This window comes from uncultured Gimesia sp. (genome assembly GCF_937919775.1).
Classification (GTDB): Bacteria; Planctomycetota; Planctomycetia; order Planctomycetales; family Planctomycetaceae; genus Gimesia.
This window is the reverse complement of sequence record NZ_CALFPF010000629.1, coordinates 1-2,606: the sequence shown is the minus strand read 5'-3', so window position 1 is coordinate 2,606 and position 2,606 is coordinate 1. Positions and strand designations below refer to the sequence as shown.

At 52.3% G+C, this 2,606-nt stretch carries 3 protein-coding genes; 1 reads left to right on the top strand and 2 read right to left on the bottom strand.

Translation table 11 applies throughout. The features are described 5' to 3' along the window. Positions 1–783 (top strand): PDZ domain-containing protein (locus Q0294_RS17980; RefSeq protein WP_299468206.1); only part of this gene is annotated, 783 nt, incomplete at its 5' end. 11 nt (positions 784–794) lie between these two features. Here Q0294_RS17980 and Q0294_RS17975 read toward each other — a convergent pair. Further along, positions 795–1,694, bottom strand: a complete 900-nt coding sequence (locus Q0294_RS17975; protein ID WP_299468204.1) for a metallophosphoesterase — start codon at positions 1,692–1,694, stop codon at positions 795–797. A gap of 99 nt (positions 1,695–1,793) precedes the next feature. Then, a complete protein-coding gene (locus tag Q0294_RS17970; RefSeq protein ID WP_299468201.1) occupies positions 1,794–2,402 on the bottom strand; it encodes a DUF502 domain-containing protein in 609 nt (202 codons plus the stop codon). Positions 2,403–2,606 lie beyond the last annotated feature (204 nt).

Here is a 2,606-nt window from a genome sequence, read left to right as displayed (position 1 = left end):
TCCCCGGAGCAGTATCCTCTGCTGGCGGGAAAATACCGCTCGACCATCAATCAGAAAAAAGAAGTCGTTAAAAGTTGTATTCACTGTCATCAGATCGGCGATGCGCAACGCGACTTCTATTTAAGAGATCAGAAACCACTGCCGGAACAGATCCTGTTTCAGTACCCGCACCCCAAAATTCTGGGACTGATTCTGGACCCGCAAGAAAAAGCAGTGGTGAAAGAGGTACAGAAGAATTCCATCGCCGCGCAGGCCGGTTTTCAGCCGGGAGATCAGATTCTGACTCTGGCAGGGCAGCCGCTGCTTTCGATTGCTGACGTGCAGTGGGTATTGCATCACGCGCGTGAGACGGATCAACTGACTGCTGTCATTGATCGAAACGGAAAGCAGCTTGAATTCACGATGACACTTCCTGAAGGCTGGAAACGCAGCGATGATCTGTCCTGGCGGGTGAGCAGCTGGCCTCTGCGTCGCATGGTGCTCGGGGGGGCGGCTCTGGAAGAAGCAACGGCAGAACAACTTAAAGCTGCCGGGCTTCCGGAAGAAACGACGATGGCGCTCCGCATCCGTCACATTGGTCAGTACGGTCCTCATGCCGCCGCAAAACAGGCAGGTTTCCGGACAGGTGACTTGATCATTTCTTTCAATGGCAGAAACGATCTCTCCCGTGAAACAGATCTTCTCGCTTATGGTGTGAATGCACTGCAGCCCGGACAGACCGCCGAGGTGACGGTGGTCCGAGGCAAGAAGCAAGTGCAATTAAAACTTCCGCGGCAGAATTAGCTCTGTTGCCGTTAGCGCCAGGTCAGCGTTTTTGTTTGATTGTTCCAGGCATGGTCTGCATTGGTGGTACGCGTCGTCAGCGTGATGCCCTCAGGACTGAGTTTGGCGACGGTCCAGCCGGTGGTCGAAAGGTCGGGATTGGCGACATACGAAGTGGCCGGCGTATTGAGAATGTGAATACCTTTGTGTTCGGCGTTGCCGCGATCGTGAATATGCCCGTGAATGTAGGCTTTGACCTGCTTGCGTGGTGCCAGGATCTCCCACAGCTCAACCGAGTCGGTTAAGCCGCCGGGAAAATGATTCGGATCGCCGCCCAGACGCGGATTGTGGTGCGTGACGATGATCGCGGGCTTGTCCGCGTGTGCGTCGAGGGCGTTCGTCAGCCAGGCTCGCTGTTCATTGCCCAGCGTTCCCTGCGTGACCATCGTTTTGTGCAGCGAATCGAGCAGGAAAAAATTGGCGTGTTTGGTTTGTACGACGGAAATGTGTTTTGATTTCACCGGCGGCGTTTCAGGCTGTTCTTCCTGCATCACACCGTAAAAGACGTCGCGCTCGTCATGATTGCCCAGTGTCAGGTGTGTGTCGATTTTTGCTTCGCGCAGCGGGCGAATCAGTTTGGCGAAATGGCGATAGTCGCCGGGCTGTCCATCTTTCAAAGCCAGGTCACCATTAATCAACACACAAGCCGGCTTCTGTTCGAGGTTCACCAGTTCGCTGACGACCTGGCGCAAATGACTGGGAATGGGAGAATTCGTCGGATGTTTTTCGCCAATATGAGTGTCGTTCAACAGATAGACAAGATCCTCAGACTGTTTTTCCCCAGCAAACGCACCAGAGCTATAGGTGATAAATCCAGCGCCTAATGTAAACAAGAATTGACGACGGTTTTGAGCGGGCAGATGTACGGGCATGGTTGAGCCTCCATGATGGTATTTATCAGGCGGGAATATGAGGAACTTCGATCTTTTTATCCTACACGACGTGTGGACCCGGGGAAACCGAAACTTTGATTATTTTTGTGTGAGCGGTGTTTGCTGATCGAGAAAGTGCAGCGATTCGCGGCCCATGCGTTCGCAGATGCCGAGTGCTTCAGAAAAGGGAATGGCCAGTGTTTCGACCCGATCGGGAGTCATGAAAATCACACAACCTGACCAGGGATCGGGAGAGCCGGGCAGGTAAATTGAAATCAGCGGACCATCAATTTGTTCGGCTTGAAAAGCGATCCGGGTGACATCATCAAAACGGACGAGGACCGGAATCATTTCCGGTTTGTTATGATCGCCGCCGATACTCCCTTTAAGTTGTTCGCGATAAATGGCATAGCGGGGAAAAAGCAGAATCAGATTTCTTTCGATGAGTTGAGACAGACTTCTGCCAATCGACCAGCGGGCAATCAGACCGGCGGCAAAACACATGAGAAGTAAGATGCCGATCGAAAACGCGATCAGCATCGCAATACCTGACGGCGTCTTGACGGGGATATAATCGGAAAGCACACCCGCCACCGCCAGCACGATAGGCACGACCTGGCCGACCAAAGCGCCAATCACGATCAAAGGTAACAGAAAGATCAGTCCTCCGATGGCCGTCGTTTTCAAAAAACCGAAACTTTTTTTCACGTGCTGTGATATAAGGGGATCATCTTTGCTGTAAGTTGAAATTGTCGTGTAAATTGATCTGCTGCTGAAGCCTACGGTGAGAAATGATCCGCAAGCGCATCTCGACGTTTCTGAAGTTCTGCCAGCTTCTCTGCTTTATGCTGCAGCTGGTTCTGCTTCTCGTAGGGATCGGTTTTGAGATCGAACAGAAATTCTTCGCCCTCT

Excerpts from the sequence above, each read along its gene's own strand:
- Q0294_RS17975 (WP_299468204.1), bottom strand. The coding sequence starts at position 1,694 with ATGCCCGTACATCTGCCCGCTCAAAACCGTCGTCAATTCTTGTTTACA.